General features: G+C 47.0%; 26 protein-coding genes and 1 other annotated feature. Of the genes, 19 read left to right on the top strand and 7 right to left on the bottom strand.

What is annotated here, in order from left to right:
* Positions 1 to 3: 3 nt before the first annotated feature.
* Entirely contained in the window at positions 4 to 819 is an 816-nt protein-coding gene (locus H7T88_RS13520; RefSeq protein ID WP_260510903.1) for a response regulator transcription factor, read from the top strand.
* On the opposite strand, the gene H7T88_RS13525 is transcribed toward H7T88_RS13520, so the two are convergent.
* The 4 genes from H7T88_RS13525 to nirB form a co-directional block, all read right to left on the bottom strand.
* On the bottom strand, positions 820 to 1,449 hold the full coding sequence (locus tag H7T88_RS13525; protein WP_090914967.1) for a YfbR-like 5'-deoxynucleotidase: 630 nt from the start codon (positions 1,447 to 1,449) through the stop codon (positions 820 to 822).
* 246 nt (positions 1,450 to 1,695) lie between these two features.
* Positions 1,696 to 2,478, bottom strand: coding sequence for a formate/nitrite transporter family protein (locus H7T88_RS13530; RefSeq protein ID WP_145332246.1), 783 nt, complete (start codon positions 2,476 to 2,478; stop codon positions 1,696 to 1,698).
* Between the two features lie 60 nt (positions 2,479 to 2,538).
* Positions 2,539 to 2,865: a nitrite reductase small subunit NirD gene (nirD, locus tag H7T88_RS13535; RefSeq protein ID WP_221788896.1), complete on the bottom strand. Its 327-nt coding sequence runs from the start codon at positions 2,863 to 2,865 to the stop codon at positions 2,539 to 2,541.
* Between the two features lie 63 nt (positions 2,866 to 2,928).
* Positions 2,929 to 5,358, bottom strand: a complete 2,430-nt coding sequence (gene nirB, locus H7T88_RS13540) for a nitrite reductase large subunit NirB (RefSeq protein ID WP_090914960.1) — start codon at positions 5,356 to 5,358, stop codon at positions 2,929 to 2,931.
* Between the two features lie 272 nt (positions 5,359 to 5,630).
* Between nirB and H7T88_RS13545 the strand changes: the two genes are divergently transcribed.
* Positions 5,631 to 6,338 (top strand): metal-dependent hydrolase, encoded by a 708-nt coding sequence (locus H7T88_RS13545; protein ID WP_221788897.1) that lies wholly within the window; start codon positions 5,631 to 5,633, stop codon positions 6,336 to 6,338.
* A gap of 275 nt (positions 6,339 to 6,613) precedes the next feature.
* On the opposite strand, the gene H7T88_RS13550 is transcribed toward H7T88_RS13545, so the two are convergent.
* On the bottom strand, positions 6,614 to 6,934 hold the full coding sequence (locus H7T88_RS13550; protein WP_154887971.1) for a hypothetical protein: 321 nt from the start codon (positions 6,932 to 6,934) through the stop codon (positions 6,614 to 6,616).
* Between the two features lie 202 nt (positions 6,935 to 7,136).
* Entirely contained in the window at positions 7,137 to 8,210 is a 1,074-nt protein-coding gene (locus tag H7T88_RS13555; RefSeq protein WP_221788898.1) for a M42 family metallopeptidase, read from the bottom strand.
* A gap of 649 nt (positions 8,211 to 8,859) precedes the next feature.
* Here H7T88_RS13555 and spoVAC point away from each other — a divergent pair.
* From spoVAC to leuS, 17 genes are all read left to right on the top strand, one after another.
* The gene (spoVAC, locus tag H7T88_RS13560; RefSeq protein WP_090915634.1) at positions 8,860 to 9,312 is read left to right on the top strand and encodes a stage V sporulation protein AC; all 453 of its coding nucleotides are present in this window, start codon (positions 8,860 to 8,862) and stop codon (positions 9,310 to 9,312) included.
* The gene (gene spoVAD / locus H7T88_RS13565) at positions 9,309 to 10,325 is read left to right on the top strand and encodes a stage V sporulation protein AD (RefSeq protein WP_221788899.1); all 1,017 of its coding nucleotides are present in this window, start codon (positions 9,309 to 9,311) and stop codon (positions 10,323 to 10,325) included. Before spoVAC ends, spoVAD begins: the two co-directional genes overlap by 4 nt.
* 5 nt (positions 10,326 to 10,330) lie before the next feature.
* On the top strand, positions 10,331 to 10,681 hold the full coding sequence (spoVAE, locus tag H7T88_RS13570) for a stage V sporulation protein AE (protein ID WP_090914950.1): 351 nt from the start codon (positions 10,331 to 10,333) through the stop codon (positions 10,679 to 10,681).
* A 194-nt stretch (positions 10,682 to 10,875) separates the two neighbouring features.
* Complete coding sequence (locus H7T88_RS13575; protein ID WP_090914948.1) at positions 10,876 to 11,832, top strand: AAA family ATPase; 957 nt, start codon at positions 10,876 to 10,878, stop codon at positions 11,830 to 11,832.
* Positions 11,833 to 11,835: 3 nt separating this feature from the next.
* Positions 11,836 to 13,083 (top strand): DUF58 domain-containing protein, encoded by a 1,248-nt coding sequence (locus tag H7T88_RS13580; protein WP_154888615.1) that lies wholly within the window; start codon positions 11,836 to 11,838, stop codon positions 13,081 to 13,083.
* Complete coding sequence (locus H7T88_RS13585) at positions 13,080 to 15,293, top strand: DUF4129 domain-containing transglutaminase family protein (RefSeq protein WP_221788900.1); 2,214 nt, start codon at positions 13,080 to 13,082, stop codon at positions 15,291 to 15,293. Before H7T88_RS13580 ends, H7T88_RS13585 begins: the two co-directional genes overlap by 4 nt.
* 108 nt (positions 15,294 to 15,401) lie before the next feature.
* Positions 15,402 to 15,929, top strand: coding sequence for a YqeG family HAD IIIA-type phosphatase (locus H7T88_RS13590; protein ID WP_090914942.1), 528 nt, complete (start codon positions 15,402 to 15,404; stop codon positions 15,927 to 15,929).
* The gene (yqeH, locus tag H7T88_RS13595) at positions 15,926 to 17,053 is read left to right on the top strand and encodes a ribosome biogenesis GTPase YqeH (RefSeq protein ID WP_221788901.1); all 1,128 of its coding nucleotides are present in this window, start codon (positions 15,926 to 15,928) and stop codon (positions 17,051 to 17,053) included. Before H7T88_RS13590 ends, yqeH begins: the two co-directional genes overlap by 4 nt.
* A 51-nt stretch (positions 17,054 to 17,104) precedes the next feature.
* Positions 17,105 to 17,974, top strand: coding sequence for a shikimate dehydrogenase (gene aroE, locus H7T88_RS13600; protein WP_221788902.1), 870 nt, complete (start codon positions 17,105 to 17,107; stop codon positions 17,972 to 17,974).
* Positions 17,975 to 18,050: 76 nt separating this feature from the next.
* Positions 18,051 to 18,344 carry a ribosome assembly RNA-binding protein YhbY gene (yhbY, locus tag H7T88_RS13605; RefSeq protein ID WP_090914936.1) on the top strand — a complete coding sequence of 98 codons (294 nt, stop codon included), beginning with the start codon at positions 18,051 to 18,053 and terminating at the stop codon, positions 18,342 to 18,344.
* Between the two features lie 14 nt (positions 18,345 to 18,358).
* Complete coding sequence (locus H7T88_RS13610; RefSeq protein ID WP_090914933.1) at positions 18,359 to 18,949, top strand: nicotinate-nucleotide adenylyltransferase; 591 nt, start codon at positions 18,359 to 18,361, stop codon at positions 18,947 to 18,949.
* Complete coding sequence (gene yqeK, locus H7T88_RS13615; RefSeq protein WP_154887983.1) at positions 18,933 to 19,499, top strand: bis(5'-nucleosyl)-tetraphosphatase (symmetrical) YqeK; 567 nt, start codon at positions 18,933 to 18,935, stop codon at positions 19,497 to 19,499. The genes H7T88_RS13610 and yqeK overlap by 17 nt, the downstream gene beginning before the upstream one ends.
* Positions 19,500 to 19,516: 17 nt before the next feature.
* The gene (gene rsfS, locus H7T88_RS13620) at positions 19,517 to 19,864 is read left to right on the top strand and encodes a ribosome silencing factor (RefSeq protein WP_090914928.1); all 348 of its coding nucleotides are present in this window, start codon (positions 19,517 to 19,519) and stop codon (positions 19,862 to 19,864) included.
* Positions 19,861 to 20,766 (top strand): CvfB family protein, encoded by a 906-nt coding sequence (locus H7T88_RS13625; RefSeq protein ID WP_090914926.1) that lies wholly within the window; start codon positions 19,861 to 19,863, stop codon positions 20,764 to 20,766. The genes rsfS and H7T88_RS13625 overlap by 4 nt, the downstream gene beginning before the upstream one ends.
* Positions 20,767 to 20,978: 212 nt before the next feature.
* Positions 20,979 to 21,749, top strand: a complete 771-nt coding sequence (locus H7T88_RS13630) for a class I SAM-dependent DNA methyltransferase (protein WP_221788904.1) — start codon at positions 20,979 to 20,981, stop codon at positions 21,747 to 21,749.
* Between the two features lie 232 nt (positions 21,750 to 21,981).
* The gene (locus H7T88_RS13635; RefSeq protein WP_221788906.1) at positions 21,982 to 22,938 is read left to right on the top strand and encodes a phosphotransferase family protein; all 957 of its coding nucleotides are present in this window, start codon (positions 21,982 to 21,984) and stop codon (positions 22,936 to 22,938) included.
* A gap of 113 nt (positions 22,939 to 23,051) precedes the next feature.
* Positions 23,052 to 23,304 (top strand) — a binding site (T-box leader).
* Between the two features lie 74 nt (positions 23,305 to 23,378).
* Positions 23,379 to 25,823, top strand: coding sequence for a leucine--tRNA ligase (gene leuS, locus H7T88_RS13640; RefSeq protein WP_221788907.1), 2,445 nt, complete (start codon positions 23,379 to 23,381; stop codon positions 25,821 to 25,823).
* Here the strand turns inward: leuS and comER are convergent.
* Positions 25,804 to 26,649, bottom strand: coding sequence for a late competence protein ComER (comER, locus tag H7T88_RS13645; protein ID WP_123062606.1), 846 nt, complete (start codon positions 26,647 to 26,649; stop codon positions 25,804 to 25,806). The genes leuS and comER overlap by 20 nt on opposite strands.
* Positions 26,650 to 26,821: the final 172 nt, after the last annotated feature.

The raw sequence follows: 26,821 nt of genomic DNA on the forward strand, positions 1-26,821 counted from the left end.
CGTATGAATATGATGATGAAATACAGAACCATAATTGTAGAGGATGAGGCTTTAATTCGTCGTAATGTGTCACGAAAGTTCAAAGAGCTGAATACACGGTTTGAAGTCATCGGGGAGGCGAGAAATGGTCAGGAGGCGTTGCAACTTATCGAACAGAGTGTACCTGATCTGGTCATTACCGACATTCAGATGCCCGTGATGAACGGGCTTGAACTAGCGAAATATCTTTATTTTGCTTACCCGCATGTTAAAATTGTTATCCTTAGCGGGTATCATGAGTTCGAATATGCACGGCAGGCGATCCATTATAAAGTCGAAGATTATTTACTTAAACCGTTGTCGGAAGAACAGCTTCGTGCGCTGCTGGATGCGATGGAGCTGAAGCTTGGAAGCGCTGTGGATTCACTGTCACATGTAAGTGTCGTGCTGGAGGATCAGGTGAAAACGGAAGATATTGCAGCGTCAGTCAAGCTCTATCTCAAACAAAACTACATGCATGAGATTACATTGCAGGATATGGCAGCACAGATGCATTTCAGCGTAGACTATCTGGGGAAATGTTTTAAAAAGGTAACAGGGGAGACACCATTGAAATACCTGACGGGTCTGAGACTAAACGAGGCAAAACGTCTGCTTGCAGCGTATGAGCATTTGGATATCAAGACCATTGGCGGAGCGGTAGGGTATGCGGATTCACATTATTTTAGCAGGATTTTCAAAAACAAAACGGGCCTGTATCCGAGCGAGTATCGGCAACAGTGGGAGGAACAAAAAAAAGCTCTGTCCATGGATCAAGGCAATCCGGATGGGCTGAGCTGATTATTGGGATAATGCTTCTTCCGTAATTTTGCGGATATCAAACGGGGAGCGGTTACCTTCTTCGATAATATCGGGCAGGATGTGATTCAGGAAATAACGAACACAGTGGAGGTCGATATTTTTGATCTTGATCAATGCGTAGCGGTACATGACAATGAATTCTTTTTCCGTATTGCCACGTTGTAGCTCTGCAAATGCTTCATACACTTGATCCATTTTATCAGCTACTTCAAGGATAAGCCCTTCAACGGAGTTGTCTTTACCTTCGCGCAGTTGTCTGCGGAAAATATCTTGAAACTCAGGTGGGATATTCTCATTAATAAAATGGGATACCATGCCTTCTTCCACCTGTTGCAACATGGAACGAAGCTCCAGCGAGTAGTGTTTAACCGGTGTTTTGATATCACCAATGAAAATTTCGCCATAATCATGGCTACTGGTGATCTCGTATAGCTTCTTCCAATCGATACTTACACCTTGCTGTTCTTCGATATCGGCGAGTGTTTTGGCGTATTGTACGACTTTCCAGGAGTGAGCAGATACACAATGTTCTTCGAATTTGAATTTGCCAGGGGTACGAATGATACGTTCAAGATCGTTCAGTGATCGGAAGTACGTATGGATTCCCATAAATGTGATCATCCTTTGCTAGTTTGGGTGGTCGATACACCGACTATACTGTGGTTATGTTAACCGAAGATTAACGATCTATACACCCTATGTAAATTTGTAAAAGGAAGATCAAAAAGCCATGTGGGATGCTGAATCAGATTCAGTATCTCACATGGCTTTGAGTATATGTGAAAGTAAGGATATCTTGTATTCATGAAACTATTGATAGTAATACTATCAGGAACATAGTCTGCAGGAGGTGTATTATGCTTTTTTGCGTACCGGTGAAGTGTACCAGTAGGCCATACCAACAAACAGGGCGCCGCCGATGATGTTACCAAGTGTGACCGGAATCATATTGTGGAACCAACCAGCCAGCGAGATCGTATCCGGGTGGTTAGGCAACAGCCACGCCAGGGACAGGAGGGTCATGTTGGCTACACTGTGCTCATAACCGCTTGCGATAAAGGCATACAGACACCACCAGATGAGAACCAGTTTGGCGATATCTTCTTTGGAGCGGGCAGACATCCAGATGGCTAGACATACGAGCCAGTTACAGAGAATGCCGCGGAAGAAAAGCTCAGTTACTGGAGCACTCATTTTTTTGGCAGAAACAACGAACAGAAGATGCTCCGGGGTGGCTGCTTTGAACAGACCGCTCCCTACAATCAGCAGGCTGAGCAGGACGGCACCGATCAAGTTGCCGAGAAAAACAAGTCCCCAGTTTTTTAGCGTATCATTCACTGTGGTTCGTCCGGCGAGTGTGCTCATCGTAAAAAACATGTTGTTCCCTGTGAACAGTTCTGACCCGGCAAAGATCACCAGCGTCAGGGCGAGTCCGAAGGACATGCCCATCAGCATCGTTTGCAGTGGTGAGTGTGCGGCAAGCAGCGGAGCCCCGATACTAAAAATCAGGATAATGCCGAGCCCCACATATGCGCCTGCCATTAAGGCAGCGACCATGTAACGTGGCAAACTTGCATTCATCTGATCTCTCTTTTTGACGGCAGCTTCAATAATTCCTTCAACACTTGGTGTATACATCACGGTTTCCCCCATTAGTCAACATCAATCGCAATCCCCATTGTTACGGTAGAGCAGAGGTTATACAGCAATCCAGACCTGGTCATTCTCTACCTTGACCGGATACATCTGCACTTGACCGTTGTCTGGTGCTTGCACCTGACCTGTTGTCAAATCAATTTTCCAGTCGTACAGCGGATCATAGAGATAGTGTCCAGAGACAATGCCTTCCGCCAGCGGCCCACCCTTAGGGTGGGGGTTATGGTTGTCAGCAGCAAAGATGGTGCCATCCGAAGCACGGAATACCGCAAGCTGCAGATCTTCGATCTCGACAACTCTGCCAATGCGTGGCAGAAATTCATTTATAGCTCCAGCCGGGAAATACGTGCCTGTTTGTTTGGTTGTCATCGTAAACCACTCCTTTTGTATCAATTTGTTTCTCTATTTGAATCCCATATAATCTAATTTGGTTTATGGGCGAGCCGTAACTTCAATGCTATGGAACATTTTGCTTTGGCCTTCTTCATCACGAATCGCTTTTTGCCATGGTTCTTCCACCTGTGCAAGGGCAAACTCGATCCGTTCCATCAACGCTTTACGTTCCTCAACGTTATCCACAACAACCGAGCGGATGTGCTCCAGACCCATACGTTCTACCCATTCGGAAGTACGCTCCAGATAGTTACCTGTCTCGCGGTAGTACTGCATGATAGCTCCGCACAATTCGATCAGTTCATCATCGGTTTTGACTTTGCACAGCGAGTCAGCGAGCCTTGCTTTGATTCCGCCGTTACCACCGATGAAGATTTCCCAGCCGCCGTCATTGCCGACGATCCCGATATCCTTCGTACATGCTTCTGCACAGTTCCGAGGACAGCCGTTCACGGCATATTTGAATTTGGCTGGCAGATCGAGACGTTCAAATTTACGTTCGATTCTCGCACCCATGGCCATCGAATCCTGTGTGCCGAAGCGGCAGAATTGGGAGCCAACACATGTTTTAACCGTACGAAGCGATTTCGCGTAAGCGTAACCCGAAGGCATATCCAGCTCAGCCCATACTTTAGTCAAATCTTCTTTTTTGACGCCGATGAGATCAAGACGCTGACCGCCTGTCACTTTAACCGCTTTGATATCATATTTAACCGAAACGTCAGCGATCTTTTTCAGATCGGCTGGTGTCGTTACCCCGCCGTACATCCGAGGTACAACGGTGTATGTTCCGTCTTTTTGAATATTGGCGTTCATACGTTCGTTAACAAACCGGGATTCTTTTTCATCTTCGTGTGTGTCCGGATAAATCATGCCCAGATAGTAGTTGATGGCCGGACGACACTTCGAGCAGCCCTCAGGCTGGCTCCAACCAAGTACATTCATGACTTCCTTGCTCGTTTGCAAGCCTTTTTCCCGGATTTCAGCTACAATCTCATCCCGTCCGAGAGTTGTACAGCTGCAGATTCCCTGTTTGCCACCGGCAGTGAAATTATCTCCAAGCACGTATTGTAAAATCTGTTCAACCACTGGTTTGCATCCTCCGCAAGAGCGGGTTGCACCTGTGCAGGCTTTAATCTCGTCAACTGTAGTTAGACCCTGATTGGTGATGACATCCACGATGGCGCCTTTGGTTACGCCGTTACATCCACAAACGATCTCATCCACCGGCATCGTTTCAACAGACGTCGTTTTTTTATGACCGCCGCAACCTGTACCCATAAGGGAACTGTACAATTCATCTGTCATTTCAGTCTGGTTTTTGATCAGTTTCTGCAGTTCAGCGGAATCCGTAATGTCACCAAAGAGTACAGCACCTACCATTTTATTGTCACGAAGCAGGATTTTTTTGTACGTTCGTTTCCAGTCGTCTTTTTGCGAAATTACGTTATGTTCCGGGCTATCAATGAATTCGCCAGTAGAGAAGACGTCTACACCCGAAATTTTCAATTTGGTGGACACAACCGAGCCTTCATACGGAGCTGTTTCGACTCCGCAAATATGTTTCGCAAGAATCATTCCTTGTTCAAACAGTGGCGCCACAAGTCCGTAACACACACCGCGATGTTCATTACATTCTCCGACAGAGTAAACGTCTTTCAGTGAAGTCTGCATGTAGTCATCCACGATGATACCTCGGTTGACTTCGATCCCACTCTCCCGAGCTACCGCTATATTCGGTTTAATACCAACCGCCATGACCACAAAATCAACATTCAGCACAGATTCGTCGGCAAAACGAATACCTTCAACCCGTTCACCACCCAGTAGTTCGGAAGTTTGAGCGCCCATTTTGAACTTGATTCCCTGACGTTCCAGTTCAGCTTTCAACATGGCAGAAGCCTGAGGATCGAGCTGGCGTTCCATCAGATCATCCATAAGATGCACAACAGTAACGTCCATACCGAGTTGCACAAGTCCCTTTGCAGCTTCCAGGCCTAGCAGTCCGCCCCCGATGACAGCTGCTTTTTTGTATGCTTTTGCAGCTTCCAGCATGATATTGCAATCGGCGATATCGCGGAAACCAACGACACCCTGCTTGTCATGTCCGGGTACAGGGAGGATGAAAGAATTTGACCCTGTTGCAATGATAATTTTGTCATACGGAGCACGGTGTCCATCTTCGGTTACTACTTCACGAGTCTCGGCATCAATGCGGGCAACCGTGGTTCCTGTGTGAAGCGTAATGCCGTAGTCCTCGTACCAGTGGAGATCATTAAGGACAATGTCATCCAGCGTTTTACTACCTTCAAGTACGTAGGACAGCATAATACGATTGTAGTTAGGATAAGGTTCTGTACCAAAAACCGTAATATCAAAGCGTGAAGTTAATTTTAGAATTTGTTCCACCGTGCTGATTCCGGCCATACCATTACCGATGACGACTAATTTTTCTTTATTTCCGTTCATGTGTGTAGCCCTCCCTTGGATAAACCTGTACATTTACCAACATTTTTAATGGCTTATATTTGAATTATACATCGACTAACTCAATCATAATGTGATTTATTTCACTAATTACGATAGAACATTCATATTAAAATAAGTGTGATGACCGTCACGAAAACAAAAATATTTTTAGAAATGAGAAATACGAACTATTGTTCTTATTTTTGGTTCGAGGTATGATCATAGTGGGGTCGGTTACGTTCCCTATTTTCTCGAAAGGACGTTTTTGCATCATGATGGGAAGATCCCACCTGATTATCGGTACAGGCGTTTCACTTTCAGTGTTGCAACTCCTTGGAATGCAGGTTACTGCTCCGGCTGTAACCGTTGCACTAATAGGATCGTTGTTGCCAGATATTGATGAGCCTAATTCATTGCTGGTATCGAAAGCATTGCCGAGCAGTTTGATTCGACTGTTGCAGACGATTCTTTTGCCTGCGGCTGTGTTTGTGTATTTTTACGTTCCGGCCAAACCGTGTAATCTGCTACTTGCTGTATTCATTGGGCTTGTGTCGTTCCTGCCTTCGCGATCACTGCGTAAAGTATTGATGTTTGCCATTGGACTGGGCTTGGTCTTTTATGGTCATGCTTTTGCTCCGTGGAATCTGATTGCAGGCAGCCTGCTTATGCTGTGCACGACACTTACACACAGGGGCTTAACCCATACCTTGTATGGAACAGCTGTTTGGACGGGGTTACTGTACAGTACAACGCAGCAGCAAGGCCCAGAAATTTGGGTCGCTGGAGGTTCCGCTTATGCTCTTCATCTGCTTGCCGATTCCTTGACGAATCGGGGGATTCGTCCATTGCCGCCATTAAAACTGCGTATTCGGGCAAATCTGATGAGTACGGGAACCAAACATGGAGCAGTTGTAGAAAATGTCTGTGTAATCCTGACACTGATTTTGGCATGGTTTGCATTCTCGCCTTTATTTCTGTAGTACAACCACAAACGCCAGCCCATTATTTATGGACTGGCGTTCTGAAATCAAGAGCTTAACTTGAGTAGTCGCTATGTTGACACGTCTCGAAATCGCTGTTGTTTGATTACACATCAAGAACAAGCAAGTTAGACTTTAGTAGGTGTACCGCTAAGTGTATCGATATCTGTAGAACCAAAGGCTAGTAAAACAACAAGAATAAGTACAATTAGCATTTCGGCAAAACCGACTCCATCAAACTCAGACATCACAGCCACCTCTTTTCATGCTTGCATTTAGGAATTTATACGCTGCTGAAAAGCCTGAATGACATCGTTCAGGGTCATATCTCGGCCCGTTTCATCCAAAAATTGTACTAGTTTATCTGAATTAGAGGGTTCAATCTTTTGGAGTGTTTTATACTGGCCCACTAATTCTACAACTAATGTGGCTTCTCTAAACAGCGTGACCGCATCCACTCTTAATTTCCCGCTAACCAATAACGCGGCAACAATCAATTCAAGTTTTTTACCTTTTAAATTGCCACTCAGAAGGGTATTTGCGGCATTAGTTTTTCTGGAACCTTTATTTGATTTTCCGTTCCTTCCCATTGCCATACAAAGTTCCCCCGCTGTTTGATGTGTTGGTTCTTCATCTTTAGTTAACTAACCTTCCATTATCATATCTTATGTATCTCGTGCTCAACATGTTCAAACGATCCATATATTTATGTGACCATTAAAAAAAGAGATACCCCAAAAAAGATTCAATGAGGTATCCCTATAGTTTAAAGCTTTAAATCGATGAATTATGCCTATATCAAGCGTTATTAATAATGGTTTCCATCGTTGTACGATCGAGACCTTTCACGAGCTTCACAATTAATTCTTTAGCCGCATCGTAATCATCGGTATGAATAATGGAAGAAGAGGTGTGAATATATCGGCCGCAGATGCCAATTACGGTGGAAGGTACACCAATACCGCTCAAGTGAACCTGACCTGCGTCCGTACCGCCCGGCGAGATGAAGTATTGCGTCTTGATCTTATTGGAAGCGGCAGTGTCCTTAACATACTCAACCATTCCACGATGCGTTAACATTCCTGGGTCGAAGATACGGAGCAATGCGCCCTGACCGATATGACCAAAGGACTGTTTGTCACCCGTCATGTCGTTCGCCGCACTACAGTCCAGAGCAAAGAAAATGTCCGGCTGAATGAGATTGGCAGCTGTACGTGCTCCGCGAAGTCCCAATTCTTCCTGAACCGTTGCACCGGAATAGAGGATATTCGGTAGTTTCTCTTTATGCAGTTCTTCCATCAGTTCAAGCGCTAGACCAACACCATAACGGTTATCCCAAGCTTTGGCCATAATTTTCTTAGGGTTTGCCATCGGTGTGAATTCACAGATCGGTACGATCTGCATTCCCGGATGAATCCCCCACGATTCTGCCTCCGCACGATCATCTGCGCCAATATCCAGATACATTGAATTCAAGTCTACCGGCTTGCTGCGCTGGGATTCATCCAGCAAGTGGGTAGGTGTAGAGCCGACAACGCCTGTAATCCTGCGCTCAGGAGTAATAATCTGAAGACGCTGTGAAAGCACAGCTTGACTCCACCATCCACCGAGCGGACGGAATTTGATCATACCTGTTTCCGTTATGCCTGTTGTCATAAAGCCGACTTCATCAAAATGTCCAGCCACCATGACTTTAGGGCCAGATTCATCTCCGCGTAGAACACCAAAGAGACTTCCCAGGCGATCTTGTACAAATTCATCGGTATATGCGGACAATTGCTCTTTCATCCAGCCGCGCAGTTCACGTTCGAAGCCGGAGGCGGAAGGGAACTCCGTTAATGTGCGAAACATGTCCAACGTTTTTTCATTCATGTGTTAACAACTCCTCTGTTGATATGTATATCAGGTCACAGTAAAACGGTTGCTGGCCTGGTGTCCTTTTTTTCGTACAAAGGACTCGTTATTAACCACTGGTCACATTATAGTATGAACCTTGCACAAGTGAATGTCCATGTTTATGTTACGTTTTTAAGGCATGATTTTGCGTGTTTAGTCTGGATTTTCCGTTTTTCTGTCCGCTGTTGTCTCAATCTTAGAGTTGCCTTCATGCATATGATTATAAAAGGGAGCCATATTCTTTGTAATCAGGCTGTCCTGTTAAACGACGTTTTAAGCGTAGGAAGGAGCCGGGATACAAGATGAAGCCTCCTGAAGAAGGAAATGAGAAGGTGCTGTTCATTGTACTCTTTATTTTACTCGTCATCATTCTTCTTTATTTATAGACCAAACAGGTTGTGAACTACAACTAAGCGGCGTGATTTATATAACTTCCCCATCTCTTTCATTTTGGAAACATCTGCTGTTTCTCGCCGGATACATAACCTTCCCGATAATAACAAACAATGTATAGAAGTGCTCCACAATCGCCATTCAGCTATAACTGCAAACCATTCACATAAAGGAGGTCCTGTGCTTGCCAGAACAATCTGCAACTGGAAAGAAGAAAACTTCATCGCTGTCGATGGATGAGAAGGAATATAAAAAAGTCGCCAAAAAACATGAACCTTCACGCCCAATTTTCAAAAATTGTATCAAAGCTTTTCTGGTGGGGGGAACCGTCTGTTTGATTGGACAAGCGATCCAGGAAGCGTTTATGGCTGGGTTGGACATGACATCTAAGGAGGCTTCCAGTCCTACTGTCGCGGTCATGATCCTGATCTCCGTGATTCTGACCTGTCTTGGTGTGTACGACAAAATTGCGCAGTGGGCGGGAGCGGGTACGGGTGTACCGGTGACGGGATTCGCGAATTCCATGTGTTCTGCTGCCTTGGAGCATCGTGCGGAGGGTCTGGTGCTCGGTGTTGGAGCAAATATGTTCAAGCTTGCCGGTTCCGTCATTGTTTTTGGGGTCGTTGCAGCTTTCATCATTGGAATTGTATATGCCTTTTTGGGCTTCGGAGGTGGACATCTATGAAAAGGCTGGGCCGCCAGACCTGGGAGTATGAACATCAGCCGCGAATTATAGGCAGAGCTACCGTTGTAGGCCCAGATGAAGGTAAGGGGCCGTTATCTTCTGATTTTGATTACATTTATGATAACCTTGAGATCGGTGAGAAAACGTGGGAAAAAGCAGAGCGTAAATTGCTGGAAAAAGCCTCTCAGCTCGCATTGGTGAACGCCAATATTACGAAGGAAGAACTGCATTATTTTGTCGGCGGGGATCTGATGAACCAGATTATCAGTAGTTCATTTTCGGCAAGGCAATTGGGTGCACCCTATCTTGGTGTATTTGGAGCCTGCTCAACCTCAATGGAGACGTTAGCCCTTGCGTCCATGATTGTCGATTCCGGTGCCGGCGATTACGTACTCGCTGGAACGGTGAGTCATAACTGTACGGTGGAAAAACAGTTTCGATATCCGACGGAGTATGGTTCCCAGAAACCGCCGTATGCACAGTACACCGTCACGGGTTCTGGCTGTGGTGTTGTTTCCCGCACAGGACAAGGCCCATATGTAGCAAAAGCCACGATTGGCCGGATTATGGATCTTGGTATCAAAGATCCTTTTAATATGGGTGCAGCGATGGCACCGGCAGCCGCCGATACGATTATTTCTCATTTTAGAGATACCGGGCTGGAGCCAGGATACTATGATCTCATCGTTACAGGTGATCTGGCTTCCGTCGGTTTGCCTATAACGAAGGAACTTTTGCATAAAGAAGGGATTCCGATGGAGCAGACCGTTTTTAACGATTGCGGACTCATGATCTATGATCGGGAGAATCAGCCTCAAGTCGTTGCCGGAGGAAGCGGCTGCGGGTGTTCTGCTACAGTTACTTATGGTCACATCCTGAACCGGATGCAAAAAGGGGATTTGAAGCGTGTGCTTGTGGTTGCAACAGGAGCACTCCTGTCTCCACTCTCATACCAGCAGGGTGAAAGTATTCCTTGTATAGCACATGCTGTCGCAATTGAACAGGAGGGGTAAGAGATATGCAATTTCTATGGGCTTTTATCGTAGGTGGTCTGATCTGTGTAATTGGACAGCTGTTGATGGATGGTGCGAAGCTGACACCCGCGCATACGATGAGTACGCTAGTGGTGGCTGGAGCGGTAGCTGATGCCTTTGGTTTATATGACCCTCTGGTGAAATTTGCTGGTGCAGGGGCATCGGTTCCCATTACAAGCTTTGGAAATTCTTTGGTACACGGAGCTTTAACTGAACTGGAAAAAGAGGGATGGATTGGCGTGATTACCGGTATTTTTGACCTCACCGCGGCAGGGATATCGTCGGCGATTATCTTTTCTTTTCTCGCGGCACTGGTTGTTCGTCCAAAAGGTTAAATTTAAAATATATACTGTGATAAGCAAAGGCTTCGGATCTATATGATCCGTGGCTTTTTTTTGTCGTACCGATGCGGTAAATGCGGTGAAGCTGACGACTGGAAACAAATTGTGAGTTCCTTCGAGTGTACTCGTGACGTTGGATCATGTACAATAAAAGGAAATCTGTATGCTTTTTTAGGAGGTTAGACCACATGCCTGTGCGCAAAGAGTCGATCCAAATCATCTCTGCAGTTCGTTCAAATCTGGAGTCCTGCATTATGGGGAAATCCTTTGAAATTCAACTTTTACTTACAGCTTTGCTAGCAGGTGGACACGTTCTGATTGAAGACGTACCGGGAACGGGCAAAACACAGCTGATCAAAGCACTATCGAAATCCATGCGCGGGGAATACCGGCGTATTCAATGTAATCCTGATATCCTGCCAAGTGATATTACAGGAGTTTCTGTTTTCCATCCGAAGGATGAGCGTTTTTATTTCCGACCGGGTCCGGTTATGACCAATATTTTGCTCGCAGACGAGATTAACCGTGCAACGACGAAAACGCAATCTGCATTGCTGGAGGTCATGGAAGAGCGCAGTGTGACCGTAGACGGTGACACGTACGATCTCCCGCATCCTTTTATGCTCTGTGCTACACAGAATCCGATTGACTTTGAGGGGACGTATACGTTACCCGAAGCACAACTCGACCGCTTTATGTTAAAAATCAGTCTAGGTTATCCCGACAAGGATATTGAAAAGACGTTGCTGAAGCAACATCAGTCGGGCCAACCGGTAGATCGGCTTGAATCCGTGACTCACATGGATCAGATCTCGGCTATCCAGCAAGAGATTAAAGAAGTGTTCATCGGAGATCCTGTGATGGACTATCTGCTGGATGTTGTTCGCCACACGCGCACACACCCTTCTGTTTTATTAGGAGCTAGCCCAAGGGCTGCGATTTCCTTCATGATGGCCGTAAAAGCTTTTGCCTTCTTGCAAGAAAGAGACTACGTGCTACCGGATGATGTGAAAACGATGGCTCCGTATGTCATCTCTCATCGTATTGTACTTCGTCCCGAATCCAGATTGGACAGCATGAGCTCAGAGGCCGTTCTGAACGCTGTATTACAGCAGGTTCGTGTGCCTGTATCGATGGGGCAATAGTTGATGAGACCGCTTTTGACTACAGTCAATCGAGGCTTACGCCACCCTCGCGTATGGGGCATCGCCGTGGTGTGGATGTGCTGCGTTGCGTACGTTTTATTTCAAGGAGGAAAGACCTCACTTATGCTTTTGTCCATGGTGACGCTACTTTGCCTGTATCTTGCGATTGCTGGATTCAGCGGTGTGAAACGGGCTCAGGGCGTACGGAGGCTCTCTTCCGGACAGGATCATGAAGAACTGCTTCATGCCGGTGATCAGGTCCGCGTGAAGCTGAACTTGACCATTCCGGGATTTCTTCCGCTTCCTTATGTGGTCGTGCGTGAGATGTTACATCGACATAATGGGGAATCATGGTCATTTAAGGAAAGTCTGATCCCGAGTATGCGGGGAACGGGTGAACTTTCCTTTCAAACTCCGCCGCTTGAGCGGGGGAAATATGTTTTCTCGGAAACGGAATGTGCTAGCGAGGATATTTTTGGATTGATCGAACATCGTGGAACATTCAAGGCCAGCGGTGAATTTCGTGTTTTACCTCGTACGGTATTTATTCCTTATTGGCAGCTTTATGATCGCAAGTCACGCTTGTCTGGACCACAAACAGCCTTGACACGTTCACGCAGGGAAACAACCCAGATCAACGGTGTGCGTGACTACGTTTACGGGGACCGTCTTTCTCGCATTCACTGGAATGCCACAGCCAAAACAGGCAACTGGAAATCTAAAGAATTTGAACATGAGTCTGTGCCTAAAACCATCCTGGTACTCGATGCGCTCGCCGGAAGTTATCCGCACGGTGAAGCATTCGAACTGGCCGTTTCTACTACAGCTTCTCTGCTAGACTATGGCAGTAGGGAGCGCATGGGCATGGGGTTGTTAACCTTGGCTGATAAGTCATCCTTCATGCCTCCAAGTGAAAGTCTGATTGAACGGCAGAAGATGATGCATCATCTCGTGGATATCCAGGATAACGGAAAAGATGCTACCTTGTTGCCTGGAGTTGAGAAAATAGCGCGTCAGTTCCCACAGGGAGCTTATTTTGTTGTCGTTTCTCCACAAAAAGATGAAAAGATAATTGAGCTACTTCGTTGGGCAGATACACGTGGCATGACTCCATGTCACATTTTGATTGATTCCAATGAATCCCGCCAAAGTAAGGAATGGAATGCCATGTTGCGTGGCAGGGGCACGAGATCATTCACCGTTGCTCATCTGCAGGAGCTTCCAACGGTTATGGGGGGAGGTTCGGTATGAATGCCATAAGAAATGAAAGTTTGGGATTAAAAAGATCCTGGTATCATGCGGCATCTTTGCTATGGATATTTCTCATTGCGCTGCAATGGATATCGTTCACCCAGGAGTCATGGTATACCGAGACAACTTCGCTGGTGCTGTGGACTCTGGCGGCTGTAAGTATTCTGGAGGTCATTCTTCCCTTTAGAATGCTGTATCGAACGATAATCAAGGCGGTTGTTCTCTTATATATTTTGCATAAAACGTTGATTGATTACATGGTTTACATCCCTTATGGAACGCTGACAGAGCGTGTGGAGCAATTTATCTTGCACATGCCTCCGTATGTCTGGTTTTCCTTGTGTGCATGGGTGATGTTGGAGGCTGCACTTCGCCTTGTAAACTCAACCCGCCGTATCCTGGTGTTTCTGGGAGTTAATATCATATCTCTAGGCATATTGGATTCATTTACTCAAATTCCGCTCTGGGTTGAGATCGCTTGGGTAATGTTTGCAGGTATGGGGTGGCTCGTATGTCAGCACTTCCGTAATTATCAGCTGCAGTACCCTCAGGGCTGGAAACGAATGATTCGGTATCCTTATAAAATACTGGCGAATATTGCTATCATATTCTCATTAATTATTGTTGCCAGTGTGAACATGCCGGAAATTCCGCCAACCTTGACCGATCCGTACACCGCTTGGCGGAATTACACGGGAACATCCGCAAATCAATCCGGGAATGGAGTACTGGATATTCCTACAGCGACGGAGTCAGGATACAGCCGCGAGGACAGTCAGCTTGGCGGAGGATTTAACTTTGATTACACCCCAGTCATGTCAATCACGACCAGTGACCGAAGCTACTGGCGAGGGGAAACGCGTTCTGAATATACGGGTACGGGCTGGGATGAGCCTGGACGTGCTTCTATGGAGAATGTGTCAGCCAGTCAAACGCTGGAAAATGAAGAGGCTGGTAAAGTAAAAACGAAAAAAGTCACGCAGAAAGTAACGATGTTGAATGACACGGTATATCCCATTTTGTTTGGTGCGTATTCCATATCACAAGTGAGCTTGGTGAATGGTGAAGAAAGAGCGGATCGTATGCTTTGGAATACAGAGCGGGCGGAGTTGCACGTGGTCACATCGCGTCAGCAACCGCAATATCCCAAAAACTATACGGTTGTATCCGAAGTGCCGATTATCGTGGAAGACGAGCTTCGTACCAAATCAGCAGATGCTCTGTATACCAGCAATCCGGCAGAGGACAAGTATTTACAATTACCTTCCCGATTCCCCGAAAGGGTAAAGGATCTCGCAGCCGAGGTTACTGCGTCTGCAAAAACACCGTATGAAAAAGTAGCATTACTGCAAGACTATTTACAACAAAACTTCAACTACACCAACAATCCGGATCTGTCCCGGAAAGTGAGCAATGATTTTGTTGAAGGTTTCTTGTTTGATATTCGTGAAGGGTATTGTGATTACTTTTCCACCGCGCTTGTGATGATGGCAAGGGCCGAAGGCATCCCAGCCAGATGGGTAAAAGGTTATGCACCTGGACAGATGTCCCTGAACTCGGACATGCAGGCTCCACGTCAGCCGGGTGCGCCCATTGAAACGACCTACACGGTTACGAATGCGGATGCTCATTCGTGGGCAGAGGTATATTTTGGCGAATACGGATGGATTCCGGTTGAAGCAACCCCGGGATTTGATATGCCATTGCTGACCGAATCACCTGAAGTCCAGCCGGCTGATCAGCCAGAAGATCAACCAGAGGAAGAACCGGTTCAAGAAGAAAAACAAGCACCAACGCCTGAGCAGACTACAAACATGATTCCAACCTTTGTGATCTGGATTGCCGCTGCTGTTATCGTACTGTGGGTAGCCTATATGTTCTGGCGCAACCGCCTTTCGTTGCGATTCTTGTTACTTCGCCTGCGGACCGGCAGACCGCTGACACCTGAACAGAAGGTGCTGGCTGAAACAGAACGCTGGATTCGTTATGCGAGAAGACGAGGTCTAACGCGCAGTGGTGACGAAACGCTTCGTGAGTCAGTAACTCGCTGGAGTCAGCTTAGACCATCTGCCCAAACGACTTTTGAAGAGTTATTAATGAAGTTTGAACAGACCCGCTACAGTCCGGCAACGGTAACCGCCGATGATTGGAAGGTTGTCTATCAGGCAGCTCTGAAGCTGCGGAAGGAACTGAAAGCGGAACGGGCATAGAACATGCCCGTCCCGTTTTTCCTTTTTTTAACGTGATAAAGGGTGTTTTCATTTTCAGGAAAGACAGATTTGTGATATAGTGTGTCGTATGAAACTGAGGTGACTTCTTTGTTTAAAATGTTAATGCCCAAGCTGCGTGTAGACACAGTTTTTGATATTGATTTGGATGAACTGTACGCTCAAGGGTATCGTGGAATCATAACTGACCTGGATAATACGCTTGTTGGAGCCAAAGCACCTGATGCTACACCAGAATTGATCGAATGGTTCGCGCGTGTAAAAGAGGTGGGATTCAAGCTGATGATTGTGTCCAATAACAATCTGAATCGGGTGTCCCTGTTTGCGACTCCGCTGGATATCCAGTTTGTGCATAGTGCACGCAAACCATCGAATGTACCGTTTCGTAAAGCAATGAAGATGATGGAGCTTGCTCCCGAAAAAACGATTGTTGTAGGAGATCAGATGCTTACCGACGTTTATGGAGGGAACAGACTTGGACTCTATACGGTTCTGGTGCTGCCCATTTCCATCGGAGATGAGGGCTTTATGACTCGCTTTAATCGGAGAGTAGAACGGATTGCCCTGTCGAATTTGCGTAAGAAAGGCTTATGGCTTGAGGAGGAAAAGAAGAAATGACAGAACCGCATAACGGCAATATTGCCGTAAGATGCAGTGGATGCGGCGTGAATTTGCAAACGGAAAATCCGGATTTGCCCGGATATCTTCCAGAAAAAGCACTTGACCGTGAACCGGTCATCTGCCAGCGCTGTTTCCGTATCAAAAATTATAATGAGTCATCATCTGTAACGGTGGATCAGGACGAGTTCCTGGCTCTGCTCAGCAAAATCGGGGATAAGGATGCACTCGTCATTCATATCGTTGATTTGTTTGATTTTGACGGCAGTATTATCTCTGGCTTGCAACGCTTTGTTGGAAACAATCCGGTACTGCTTGCCGTAAACAAAACGGACTTGTTGCCTAAAGTTACCAACTGGAACAAAGTTCTGAACTGGGTGCAAAAGCAAGCCAAAGAACAAGGCCTGCGGACAGTAGATGTTGTGCTCTGCAGTGCGAAGCAAAACCAAGGCTTTGACCGTCTGCTTGAGCTTGTTGGCACGTACCGTGGAGATCGGGATGTGTACGTTGTCGGTGGAACCAATGTCGGTAAATCGACACTGATTAACCGTTTGATCCGAGACTACAGCGATCTGGAACAGGAACTGACGACCTCGCGTTATCCGGGAACGACACTGGATATGGTGAACATTCCGCTAGACGATGGAAAATATATTATTGATACGCCGGGAATTGTGTATCCTTGGCGCTTCAGTGAAATTGTATCCCGTAAGGATCTGGCTGCAATTATGCCTGAGAAACCGCTTAAACCTGCGGTATATCAATTGAATTCCGGTCAGACACTGTTCTTCGGTGGGATGGCCAGGTTTGATTTTATTGAAGGGGATCGCCAATCGTTCACTTGTTTTATCAGCACTGCGCTGGATATTCATCGGACAAAATTGGAACGGGCAGATGATCTGTACCGTGATCACCTCGGAGAATTGCTTTCTCCGCCAACCCGTGAGAATGCCGCTGAGATGCCGGAATGGACGAGACATGAATTCCGGATTAAACGTGGCAGTCAGTCGGACATATTCATCTCTGGTCTGGGCTGGATCAAGGTTAACGGAGATAAGGGTGCTTTAATGGCTGTCCATGTTCCAAAAGGCATTCGGGTGCAGATTCGTCCTTCCCTGATCTAGTTTGGATGGCGGGACCTAATTCCAACAACGGATCAGATCGGAGGCGTATCGATGTCAGCAGAAAATAAGTTCAATTCTTCACTTCCCGTACTGCTGGGTGTAATGGGTGACCCGATTGCTCATTCCAAATCTCCGGCCATGCATAATGCTGCTTTGCAAGCAGCAGGTGTGCACGGAATGTACATGCCGCTGCATGTGCAGCCTGATCAGCTCGAAGCTGCTATTCGTGGCATTGTTGCCTTGGGTTATCGGGGTGTTAATGTCACGATTCCGCATAAGGAGCAGGTGATGCAATACCTCGATGTGATCGATGACAGTGCTCGCTTAATTGGAGCAGTCAATACGATCGTGAACGAAAATGGCAAGCTGACAGGGTACAATACCGACGGAATCGGATATGTGCGCTCGTTGAAAGAAGAGGCTGTTCCTCAGCTTGAAGGGAAAAGGATCGCTGTTCTTGGCGCAGGCGGCGCGGCAAGAGGTGTTATCTATGCGCTTGCTCTGGAAAAGCCCGAACAGATCAGCATCCTGAACCGCACAGCTGACAGAGCACTTACTCTTGCTACGGATCTGCGAAGCCATGGTCTGGGAAACATCTCTGGCAACGGGATGCAGGATGCTCGAGCTGTACTTGCCACGGCAGATATCGTTATTAATACGACAGCAGCGGGCATGCATCCACATGTGGATGATGTTCCAGTTGATCCTGCATGGATTCGCGAAGGGGCAGCTGTTAGCGATCTGATATACAACCCGCTCGAAACCCGTCTGCTCCGTGAGTCCCGTTTGCGCGGATGCACCGTGCATGGCGGACTCGGAATGTTTGTTTATCAAGGGGCCGTTGCATTTGAACACTGGCTTGGCATTCCCGCCCCTGTTGACACGATGAGACGAGCAGTACTGGATAGTTTTGAAAAATAATAATTGAACGGCCAGGCTCTGAATCAGCCTAGGGCTACATGCAGGGCCTGCTCAACATAAGGAGTATGAAGTATTCATGTTAACTGGTAAACAAAAGCGCTTTTTGCGGTCACAAGCACATCATCTGACCCCTGTGTTTCAGATTGGTAAAGGGGGCACGAATGAGCATTTGTTCCGTCACATCGAAGAGGCCATTGAGAAGCGCGAACTGATGAAAGTTCAAGTGCTCAACAATAACCTTGACGATAAAAATGAAATTGCTGCAGAGGTAGCTCGTGAAACAGGCAGTGAGCTCGTACAAGTGATTGGGAGCACCATTATCCTCTACAAAGAATCACGTGACAATAAACAAATCGAACTTCCAAGATAAGGAGCGTGGCGCGGGTGAAGATCGGCATCATGGGCGGTACGTTTGATCCGATCCACATGGGGCATCTGCTGGCAGCAGAAGCGGCAAGGGATTCGCATGCTCTGGATGAAATCTGGTTTATGCCGTCTCATGTCCCGCCTCACAAACCCAGTGCAGGTGCGACGGGGCAACAGCGCCTGGAAATGACTGAGTTGGCTGTGAAGCAAGCTACTCAGTATGAGGTACTAGGTATCGAAATGGAGCTTGGCGGCGTATCTTATACGATTGACACCATGCGTGAATTGTGGCGCCGTTTCCCTGAGCATGAGTTTTATTTTATCATTGGGGCGGATATGGTGAATTACCTTCCCAAATGGGAAGAGATTGAAGAACTGGCGTCCAAAATGACCTTCATCGGTGTTGGACGTCCGGGCTTCCAGCTACATCTGGACGATTTACCGGATGCATTGCAGGGACGGGTTCTGCTGGCCGAGATGCCTCTTGTTGATATTTCATCTACGGCGATACGCAGACGACTGGCGAAGGGGCATTCGGTGCGGTTTATGATCCCCGATGCAGTTCATCAATACATTGTAAGGAGCGGTTTATATGGCACTAAGCCGTGAGGGGTTAATCGAGGCTGTCTCTGCACAGATGCCGGCCAAGCGCTGGAAACATACGCAGGGTGTCATGGAATCAGCCGTTGTCTTGGCTGAAAAGTATGGTGCTGATCCGGTAAAAGCGGATATAGCAGCGATTTTACATGACGTGGCCAAATATTGGCCAGTAGCCGAGATGGAAGCCGTTATTCGTGATAACGGATTAAATATTGAACTTTTACATCATGATAAGCAGCTTTGGCATTCGGAAGTGGGTGCCTTTGTAGCTGAACGGGATTATGGTGTGTCCGATTCAGAGATTATTAACGCCATTCGGTGGCATACTTCTGGTAGGGTAGGGATGAGCCTGCTGGACAAAGTGGTATGCCTTGCCGATTATATTGAGCCGGGACGTGATTTCCCGGGTGTAGAGTACATTCGTGAGCAGGCTCAGCGCAGTCTGGAGGAAGGTTTGATTGCCGGTTTTGATTCGACGATCAGCCTATTGCTCTCCCAGCGCCGTGTTATCTACCCGCTTACGGTGCTCTCACGTAATGACTTGATTGCACAATTATAGATTATGGAGGTTGGTTCATGACAGTATCATCGAAAGAACTTATGAACATGGTGGTTACCGCCGCTGACGATAAAAAGGCATCAAACATTGTAGCACTTGACCTGAACAATATTTCACTGGTTGCCGATTATTTTGTGATCTGCCACGGTAACTCCGATACACAGGTACAGGCGATTGCTACAGAGATTCGTAAACAGGCTCATGCAGCTGGTGCGACAATTAAAGGCATTGAAGGCATGGACTCTGCACGCTGGGTGCTGATGGATCTTGGCGATGTCGTGGTTCACGTATTCCACCGCGATGAGCGTGAATATTACAATATCGAGCGTCTCTGGTCTGATGCCAAAGTGGTGGAAACGGTATGAGTTTGATTGCAGGAACAGTCGTCTCGCTACCGGTTTCACGTGAAGTGTCTCCATTTGGCTATTTTTTGACGACAGGATCGGAAGATGTATTGCTTCACTACACCGAGCTGACTCGGGATATCAAGATTGGTGAAACGCTGGAGGTTTTTGTATTCTTTGATACAGAAGACCGCCTTGCTGTTACGATGAAAAAACCGTACCTCACGCTGGGTGAGATGGCTAAACTGGTCGTAGCTGATGTGCATCCGCGCCTTGGCTGCTTCCTGGAAATGGGTCTTGGTCGCCAGTTGTTGCTTCCAATCCGTGAGTTGCCTGAACTTGAAGAACTGCGTCCCCAAGTTGGGGATGAGGTGTTCGTGATCATGGAGCATGACAAGCAAGGACGTCTGCGTGCCAAATTGGCCGGAGAACGTGAACTTGCTCCGCTTGCCTTCCACGCGCCAACCACATGGTTGAATGAGTGGGTGGAAGCGCTGGTGTACAAGCCGCTTCAGATGGGTACATTTGTACTTGTTGATGGTGGTGTGCTTGGTTTTGGAGCGATTGGCATGATCCATTCTTCGGAGCGCAGTCATATGCTTCGTTTGGGTGAAAAGGTGAAATGTCGGGTTACGCTGGTGCGTGAAGACGGTCGTGTAAATTTGGCGATGACACAACGCAAAGAAGTTGGGCGTAACGAAGACGCAGACAAGCTGCTTGCTTTTATGAAAGAGCGCCCTATGGGCGGCATGCCGTATTCCGATGCGACACCGCCAGATATTATCAAGCAACGTTTTGGCATTAGTAAATCCGCGTTCAAACGTGCTCTCGGTAAGCTGATGAAAGATGGATTGGTGGTACAAAAGGAAAACTGGACGTACTTGTCTGATTCTGCGCCAAAATCACAGCAGGAAGAGAAGTAGACACAGGCGAGGCATAGCCGAATACAGCATGGATGTTTCGAGTTAGAGCATTCATTTTGGTTGAAATATTGCATGTATCATGGAGCCGATGCTTTATGCATCGGTTTAAGTAAAGCAGGGCCAGACTGGGTAAACACCGGAAGCCCTGCTTTTTAGTTTGAATTTTTGATCCAATCCGATGAGGAAAATGAAATTGAAAGTGCGGTGCCGACATGTCTTACCGGAAATTTGCCTACGTTTACGATGAATTAATGGAAGATATGCCTTATCCGGACTGGATAAGGTTTGCAAGAACAGCTTGGGAACAACATGGCATGCCCAAAAGTGTGGCTGAGCTTGGCTGCGGAACGGGATCCATTACGATTCCACTGGTGAACTCTGGCTTTGAAGTGACGGGGATTGATCTCTCCGCAGATATGTTATCTGTTGCGCGTAGCAAAATGGAAGCGACACCTCAGGGACACCGTCTGTACAGGGAAGGCAGTGTACGCTGGGTACAGCAGGATATGCGGGAGTGGAGAGTGCCTGAACCTGTAGACTCGGTCATTTCGTTCTGCGATTGCGTGAATTATCTGCTGGAATCCGAAGATGTCATTCGAACATTCGAGCGTACGTATGAAATGCTGAAGCCGGGAGGTACATTTCTGTTTGATGTACACCATCCAAATACATTGATTCGGTATGATGAGGAACAGCCTTTTGTGTTAGACGAACGCTCGGTCTCATATATCTGGACGTGCGATTTTGATCAGGAGCGGTGTGAGATAGAGCATCATCTGAGCATTTTTTCTAGATTGGATGAGGGCAACAGAGATACCTATCAGCGATTCGAAGAAGTTCATACGCAACGCGCTTATGATCCGGACTGGATGAAGCTTGAATTAAGCAAAGCGGGTTTCCGGGATGTGAAGGTGTATGCAGACTTTGAGTGGAAAGAAGCTGGAGATCACGCACAGCGTCTGTTCTACGTGGCTGTAAAATGATTGTTTAAAGAGAAAATTATAATGAGCGACGCTAAACTAATTTATATGAATATGAATATGAATAAGAAACTGTCCTTGTGCAGCGTGTAAGTATGTTGCTCGAGGCAGTTTTTTTGAACATATATGATAAAAAGTATTGCCGCTTGAAGCAAAGAGAGACATAATGAATGAAAAAAGGAAAGCGTTTTCTTAACATGCAAACTATATTTCAATCACAGGGAGAGTTGTAGAGATGGAAAGTACATATAAAACGAGATTGTCCAAAGAACAGCTGGATCAGATCATTAAGCATCACCTTGCTGTAACGATTCAAGATTACGAGGAAATGATCGATGGCTGGGCAAACCATGCTTATAAAATTTTTCTTGACGATGGACGAAAAGTTGTCCTAAAAATCGCACCTGCGGCTACGACCAATCTAATGCGCTGTGAACAGGATTTAATGACGGCTGAAGTGGAAGCACTCCAGCTTGTTGCTGAGCTTAAGGATGTTCCTGTGCCTCTGGTACTCGCATATGATGCTTCACTACTCATGGCTCCCGCGCAGTATTTCATTATGGAGTTTATGCCCGGGGTTCCATACAACCAGGTGAAAGAAGATTTTACTGCCGAAGATCAGGAAGTGGTTGAACAGCAGTTAGGCTGGTACAACCAGCGAATTAACGAGATTAAGGGAGAGCGGTTTGGTTATTTTTCCGGAAAGGACAGACAACGTGCGACGTGGAGAGAAGCTTTCTTGATGCTCATGCATGATATGCTTGCAGATGGTGAAGAGGCAGGGGTTGATATCGGCATCGATTACAATGAGCTGAGACGGTTGATTGATGAGAAATCAGATGCACTGGATGAAGTGACAGAACCTTCCCTGATTAGCTGGGATCTGTGGGATGGCAATGTGCTGGTCCAGGATAAGCAAATTACGGCCATTATTGATTTTGAACGCTCATTATGGGGCGATCCGCTAATGGAGCATTATTTCAGTCATTTTAACTATACTCCGGGTTTTCTCAAAGGATATGGACGTGAGGTTGAGACAGAGAACGAGCGGAAGCGCAGAAGTTTATATGATTTGTATTTTGATCTTGCGCTCCGAATTGAATGTGATTACCGTAAGTATGATAACAAGGAGCATATCGAATCTACGATCCGTAATTTGCAGGAAGGCATTGAACGGTTTAGAAAAATGTGAGAATGCCAGTTGACATGTGAAGGGCAATAAAGTCTGACTTGAGAGAAAGAGATTGTGACATGTCATATTGACTTTGAGCTTGCATTTTTATATAATGCTTCCTATATTGTATACATATTTCGATGATAAGGATCAGTAGTGGGTGCTGTACATGACAGAGAGTCGGCGGTTGGTGCAAGCCGATTGACAGTATTTTGCGAACTCGCCTTGGAGAAATGCGGTGATTACAAAGTTCTATGCCTTGGGTGCAGGACTGGAAATCCGCATCGGTTAACCGCCGTTACAGGTCTAAAGGGAGTGGATGACGAAGCACGTTCGTCCGCTAACTAGGGTGGTACCACGGGAATTCAACCTCTCGTCCCTAGCGCTGCAAACGCTACGGGATGCTGAGGTTTTTTTTGTTGTTATAAAGCGCGTATAACCTGAAGGAGGAATTATAGATGAGTGAGAATCATCAGCCGAAGCACGGCTATCAGCCGCAAGTGATGGAGAAAAGTTGGCAGCAATATTGGGATGACAACAAAACGTTTAAAACAGGTGAGGACCCGTCCAAACCGAAGTTTTATGCACTGGATATGTTCCCATATCCGTCCGGTTCAGGACTGCACGTAGGTCACCCGGAAGGATATACTGCAACTGATATCGTATCCCGTTACAAACGGATGCGTGGATACAATGTGCTGCACCCAATGGGCTGGGACGCTTTTGGTCTGCCAGCAGAGCAGCACGCACTGGATACGGGGGAGCACCCGCGTCATATCACATTCCGCAACATTGACAATTTCCGTCGTCAGATCAAATCTCTCGGATTCTCATATGACTGGGATCGTGAGATCAGTACAACAGACCCTGAGTATTACAAATGGACACAGTGGATCTTTATTCAGCTGTACAATAAAGGGTTGGCCTATGTCGATGAAGTGCCGGTGAACTGGTGTGAAGCATTGGGCACGGTTCTGGCGAACGAAGAGGTTATTGACGGTAAGAGTGAACGTGGCGGACACCCGGTTGTACGTAAACCGATGCGTCAATGGGTACTGAAAATTACGGAATACGCAGAGCGTTTGCTGGAAGATCTGGAAGAGCTGGACTGGTCGGAAAGCATCAAGGATATGCAGCGTAACTGGATCGGCAAATCGACCGGGGCTGAAGTGGTTTTTGCCATCGAAGGCCGTGAAGAAGTAATCAAAGTATTCACAACCCGTGCAGATACATTGTTCGGTGCAAGTTTTGCCGTTCTGGCTCCAGAGCACGACTTGGTTGACGCGATTACATCCGAAGAACAGCGTGAGGCAGTAAAAGCTTATCAGGAGCAGGCTGCGCGTAAGAGTGATCTGGAACGTACGGACTTGGCAAAAGACAAAACAGGTGTGTTCACTGGTGCATACGCGATTAATCCGGTTAACGGAGCGAAGCTGCCGATCTGGATTGCTGACTATGTACTTGCTGGCTATGGTACAGGAGCTGTTATGGCTGTTCCAGGCCACGATGCACGTGACTGGGAATTCGCGAAGCAGTTTGACCTGAATATCATTGAAGTCATTGCCGGCGGAGATGTTACAAAAGAGGCGTATACAGGTGACGGCGCACATGTGAACTCCGATTTCCTGAACGGTTTGAACAATGAAGAAGCTGCGGCGAAAATGATCGCTTGGCTCGAAGAGAACGGCAAAGGACAAGGAAAAACAACGTACCGTCTGCGCGACTGGCTGTTCAGCCGTCAACGTTATTGGGGAGAGCCGATTCCGATTCTGCATCTGGAGGACGGGACGATGAAGACTGTGCCAGAAGATCAATTGCCACTGTTGCTGCCTGACATTGACCAGATTAAACCTTCAGGTACAGGTGAATCCCCACTGGCAAACGTGACCGATTGGGTAAATACGGTTGATCCGGAAACGGGTATGAAAGCTCGCCGTGAAACTAACACGATGCCACAATGGGCGGGAAGCTGCTGGTATTACCTGCGGTTTATCGATCCGCACAATGACAAGGAACTGATCTCACAAGAGAAACAACAGCAATGGTTGCCAGTTGACCTGTACATCGGTGGGGCAGAACATGCTGTACTACACTTGTTGTATGCTCGTTTCTGGCACAAAGTGCTGTATGATCTGGGTGTCGTACACACGAAAGAGCCGTTCCATAAGCTGGTTAACCAAGGTATGATTCTGGGAACCAACAATGAGAAAATGAGTAAATCTCGCGGTAATGTCATCAACCCGGATGAGATTGTTAACGAATTCGGTGCAGATACACTGCGTCTCTATGAGATGTTTATGGGTCCTCTGGAAGCGACTAAACCTTGGAACGCAAACGGGGTAGAGGGAATGTATCGTTTCCTGTCACGCGTATGGCGTCTGTTCATAAACGAAGATACTGGTGCGATTAATGAGAAAATTACAGCTGACGGTGGAACCGACGAGTTCAAACGCACAGCACACAAAACGATTAAAAAAGTGACGGAAGATCTGGAACATCTGCGCTTCAACACGGCGATCAGCCAATTGATGATCTTCATCAACGACGCGTACAAAGCAGAGACGCTGCCTCGCGAAGCGATGGAGAACTTCGTTCAATTGCTGTCACCTCTGGCGCCGCATATGGCAGAGGAACTGTGGAATCGTCTTGGACACGAGGGTGGAATCTCTTACGTGGCTTGGCCTGCATACGATGAGTCCATGACTGTGGATGCAGAAGTGGAAATCGTAGTTCAAGTGAACGGCAAAATTGTAACTCGTGCGACGATCGCGAAGGATCTGGATGCACAGGGAATGCAGGACTACACGATGGAACTTGCACCTGTGAAACAGGCGCTGGAAGGCAAGACTATTCGCAAAGTCATTGCCGTTCCAGGCAAACTGGTTAATATTGTTGCCGGTTAATCTCGCTGGCACGGAATACCTCATCCAGTTTGACTAAATCTTCATCGTATTTTTCATGTGTTGTATGGATCAGACTATCAAAAACACCATCGAGGTTGTTTCTCAGCAGCGCAAGTGCCTGAGCGGTTATTCCGCCAGGTACAGCGACACGGGCCTGAAGTTCTTGTGGGGTATAACCTCCCTCGGTGAGCAGTTTGCCTGTACCTAGAAGCATCTCACCGGCAAGGGCGCAGGCGTCGGCACGTTTGATACCTGTCAAGCGCACAGCACTTTCAATCCATTGCTCCAAAAAGAAGGATATGAATGCAGGGCCACAGCTGGAGAAGTCAGATGTGATTCGAGTGCAGGCTTCATCCACTTGATAAGGTTTGCCGATATGACTCATTAGGCCTTCGAGCAGTGAGCGATCTTCTGCCGTCATACGTTCACCATGGATGAATAGGCTTGCTCCGCTGCCGACCTGATGTGTAACACTGGGGATAACCTTGGAGACTTTGCAAGGAAGCGAAGATTCCAGATGGCGCAGCTGCACGGGGCTGGTGATCGAGACAATTATGTGATTGGAATTCACAACAGGCAGGATATCATCAATGACATGTCTGAATTCCAGCGGTTTCACGCACAGGAAGATGATGTTGCTGCGAATGACTGTTTCCCGATTGCTCTGTGATTCATGCAGCCCTGGATAACGGAGGGAAAGCTGACGTACTTTGGATGGAGTTCGATTGCTTGCTGCAATCTGACGGGGTTCGAGTGCACCGGATTGGATCAGGGCATAGATCAACAGACTGCCCATGCTGCCGGTTCCGATAAATCCAACCTTCATTGGTTTAGGCCTCCTTTCATGCTTTACGGTAATGGCGCAGTTTCTTCCCTCTATTGTATGCATCAGGGTCTGGTTCACATGACATGAAATTATGTAACTTAGATAAGCGAAATCATGAAACGGTTCGGAAGCACCGCCCGTGTTCGAAATGATCTCTATTTTGAATATGAGG

Source organism: Paenibacillus cucumis (ex Kampfer et al. 2016), assembly GCF_019748695.1.
GTDB lineage: Bacteria > Bacillota > Bacilli > Paenibacillales > Paenibacillaceae > Paenibacillus > Paenibacillus polysaccharolyticus.

Coding starts and splice junctions, on each gene's coding strand:
- H7T88_RS13520 (WP_260510903.1), top strand. CDS start 4: ATGAATATGATGATGAAATACAGAACCATAATTGTAGAGGATGAGGCT.
- H7T88_RS13525 (WP_090914967.1), bottom strand. CDS start 1,449: ATGGGAATCCATACGTACTTCCGATCACTGAACGATCTTGAACGTATC.
- H7T88_RS13530 (WP_145332246.1), bottom strand. CDS start 2,478: ATGTATACACCAAGTGTTGAAGGAATTATTGAAGCTGCCGTCAAAAAG.
- nirD (WP_221788896.1), bottom strand. CDS start 2,865: ATGACAACCAAACAAACAGGCACGTATTTCCCGGCTGGAGCTATAAAT.
- nirB (WP_090914960.1), bottom strand. CDS start 5,358: ATGAACGGAAATAAAGAAAAATTAGTCGTCATCGGTAATGGTATGGCC.
- H7T88_RS13545 (WP_221788897.1), top strand. CDS start 5,631: ATGATGGGAAGATCCCACCTGATTATCGGTACAGGCGTTTCACTTTCA.
- H7T88_RS13550 (WP_154887971.1), bottom strand. CDS start 6,934: ATGGCAATGGGAAGGAACGGAAAATCAAATAAAGGTTCCAGAAAAACT.
- H7T88_RS13555 (WP_221788898.1), bottom strand. CDS start 8,210: ATGAATGAAAAAACGTTGGACATGTTTCGCACATTAACGGAGTTCCCT.
- spoVAC (WP_090915634.1), top strand. CDS start 8,860: ATGGATGAGAAGGAATATAAAAAAGTCGCCAAAAAACATGAACCTTCA.
- spoVAD (WP_221788899.1), top strand. CDS start 9,309: ATGAAAAGGCTGGGCCGCCAGACCTGGGAGTATGAACATCAGCCGCGA.
- spoVAE (WP_090914950.1), top strand. CDS start 10,331: ATGCAATTTCTATGGGCTTTTATCGTAGGTGGTCTGATCTGTGTAATT.
- H7T88_RS13575 (WP_090914948.1), top strand. CDS start 10,876: ATGCCTGTGCGCAAAGAGTCGATCCAAATCATCTCTGCAGTTCGTTCA.
- H7T88_RS13580 (WP_154888615.1), top strand. CDS start 11,836: ATGAGACCGCTTTTGACTACAGTCAATCGAGGCTTACGCCACCCTCGC.
- H7T88_RS13585 (WP_221788900.1), top strand. CDS start 13,080: ATGAATGCCATAAGAAATGAAAGTTTGGGATTAAAAAGATCCTGGTAT.
- yqeH (WP_221788901.1), top strand. CDS start 15,926: ATGACAGAACCGCATAACGGCAATATTGCCGTAAGATGCAGTGGATGC.
- aroE (WP_221788902.1), top strand. CDS start 17,105: ATGTCAGCAGAAAATAAGTTCAATTCTTCACTTCCCGTACTGCTGGGT.
- yhbY (WP_090914936.1), top strand. CDS start 18,051: ATGTTAACTGGTAAACAAAAGCGCTTTTTGCGGTCACAAGCACATCAT.
- yqeK (WP_154887983.1), top strand. CDS start 18,933: ATGGCACTAAGCCGTGAGGGGTTAATCGAGGCTGTCTCTGCACAGATG.
- rsfS (WP_090914928.1), top strand. CDS start 19,517: ATGACAGTATCATCGAAAGAACTTATGAACATGGTGGTTACCGCCGCT.
- H7T88_RS13625 (WP_090914926.1), top strand. CDS start 19,861: ATGAGTTTGATTGCAGGAACAGTCGTCTCGCTACCGGTTTCACGTGAA.
- H7T88_RS13630 (WP_221788904.1), top strand. CDS start 20,979: ATGTCTTACCGGAAATTTGCCTACGTTTACGATGAATTAATGGAAGAT.
- H7T88_RS13635 (WP_221788906.1), top strand. CDS start 21,982: ATGGAAAGTACATATAAAACGAGATTGTCCAAAGAACAGCTGGATCAG.
- leuS (WP_221788907.1), top strand. CDS start 23,379: ATGAGTGAGAATCATCAGCCGAAGCACGGCTATCAGCCGCAAGTGATG.
- comER (WP_123062606.1), bottom strand. CDS start 26,649: ATGAAGGTTGGATTTATCGGAACCGGCAGCATGGGCAGTCTGTTGATC.